Source organism: Nostocoides australiense Ben110 (assembly GCF_001050535.1).
GTDB lineage: Bacteria > Actinomycetota > Actinomycetes > Actinomycetales > Dermatophilaceae > Nostocoides_A > Nostocoides_A australiense.
Genome location: NZ_HG764815.1, coordinates 3,764,745 through 3,766,690 on the forward strand (window position 1 = coordinate 3,764,745; position 1,946 = coordinate 3,766,690).

The 1,946-nt window shown below is 64.7% G+C and carries 3 protein-coding genes; 2 read left to right on the top strand and 1 reads right to left on the bottom strand.

Annotation, left to right across the window (positions count from 1 at the left end):
- The coding region (locus BN11_RS18505) for a transposase (RefSeq protein WP_162213271.1) at positions 1 to 286 on the top strand (286 nt) is incomplete at its 5' end.
- 431 nt (positions 287 to 717) lie between these two features.
- Here the strand turns inward: BN11_RS18505 and BN11_RS26215 are convergent.
- Entirely contained in the window at positions 718 to 1,146 is a 429-nt protein-coding gene (locus tag BN11_RS26215) for a DUF488 domain-containing protein (protein ID WP_407667992.1), read from the bottom strand.
- Between the two features lie 61 nt (positions 1,147 to 1,207).
- Between BN11_RS26215 and BN11_RS18510 the strand changes: the two genes are divergently transcribed.
- On the top strand, positions 1,208 to 1,946 hold a 739-nt coding region (locus BN11_RS18510), incomplete at its 3' end, for a transposase (protein WP_162213291.1).

Sequence of the window (1,946 nt, forward strand, 5' to 3'; positions counted from 1 at the left end):
CCGCCTGTGGCGCTTCCTGTCCCTCGCCGCCGCCAGCGACAGCCCAGAGGTCCACCGCCTCGCCGCGACCGTCGAGAACTGGTGGCCCGCGATCGAGGCCGGCCTGCTCACCGGCTACTCCAACGCCCGCTCCGAGGGCTACAACCGGCTCGCCAAGCACCAAGGACGCAACGCCTTCGGCTTCCGCAACACCGAGAACCAACGCCGCCGCATACGCTGGGCCTGCACTCGTCAACACCGACGAGCTACAGCTGGGACCAACGAGTTGCCCGCTCAAGTTCGATGAGCCTCTTTTCCGAACGAATCAGCACTCGACTGTGGCCCCATCGCTCGGGCTCGTCCCTGTACGTGCAATGGCCGATCTGCGGATCACCGACCATGATGGCTGGACGCCCGACGAGTCGGCCAAGATCGACGCCTACGTCATCAGTTTGATCTCTTTGATGATTCGGACAAGAGCCCTCTCGAAGCGCCGAGATTCGAGGGCCACTACAGATGGAAGTGCTACGACGCCCAACGCAACGGTCACGACCAGAGCATCATCGATTGGGAGTTCGTCGCGCTCCAACGGCGACTTGGTAACCTCCCCGCCGACGAAGTGAAAGCCGCGCTACGGGAGAAGTTCGTTGACATGATGTTCCGGCCTCCCAGGCAACCCGCCTTCTTCGTCGGGAACCAGGCCAAGCGTCGCCATGTGTTCCATGTCCTGGGCGTGTACTACCCCAGTTGAGCGAGCTCTTCGAGGACGACCGCCCGATGGCATCGCTTCTCGTCCTTCTCAAAGCAAAGGAGAGCCACATGGTGCTCCTGTCTCCACGAGGCCAACTCAATGAGCGCCGCTCGCGCCTCGGGGGTTCGGAGGCCCGCGCGATAGCGAGCCCTGCCCACTTGCACCTCCGCCCCAGCGAAGAGGGGCCGGTTCTCTCTTGCGTTCCCCAGGGGACGTAGGTGCTCATAACGCACACCGGCATTCCCCAAGGCCGTGCGCAGACGACCCTTGCTGAAACCTTGTTTTCGACTTAGCGGTGTAAGCCTCGATCGTGCATCAGTGATCGGCGTGTCCTGGGTGTGAAAGTACGGAAGTGCCTGTCCTGCAACGGGATACTTGGACTTACGACAGTTCAAAGTTCCTGAGCGGGAAGGCACTCCGTAGGTGAAGCGTACTTCGTGGTCGAGCGGGTTGGCGATATCTGGTGACGGCAGCGGCGTGGTCGCCCACGCGGGCAGCGTCGCGGTGCGGCTTCTTGCCGATCGGGTCGGCCTGACCGAGACGCTCTCGACGGCCCTCGTGCGGCGCGGTTTCGTCCCGGGTCATGACCGGGGCCGGGTGCTGGTGGATGTGGCCACGATGCTGGTCGCCGGTGGTGAAGCGATCTCGGATATAGACACGCTGCGTCACCAAGACCATGTGCTCGGGCCGGTGGCGTCGCCGGCGACGGTGTGGCGCGCGTTGGACGAGCTGGCCGATACCTCGGCGAAGCGGGTCGCGGCCGCGCGGGCCAAGACCCGCAAACGGGTGTGGGAGCTACTGCCGGGCGGGCTCCCGGCGGCGCGAGTGGCCGACAGCACGTTGCCGAAGGATCTGGTCGTGCTGGATGTCGACGCCACGATCGTGATCGCCCACTCGGAGAAGGAACACGCGGCGCGGACGTTTAAGAAGACCTTCGGGTATCACCCGATCGGGGTCTGGTGCGATAACACCGGCGAACTCCTGGCCGCCCGGTTGCGGCCGGGGAATGCCGGCTCGAACACCGCGGCGGACCACACGCAGGTCTTGACCGAGGCGATCGCGCAAATCCCGCCCGCGTACCGCAAGAGTTTGTTGGTTCGGGTTGACGGCGCCGGGTACTCCCACGAACTGCTGGACTGGCTCACCCGGTTGGAAAACATCGGGCCTGTCGCCGAACTCCGCTCACCAGATCAACCCCGCCACTCCCGACGCCGCC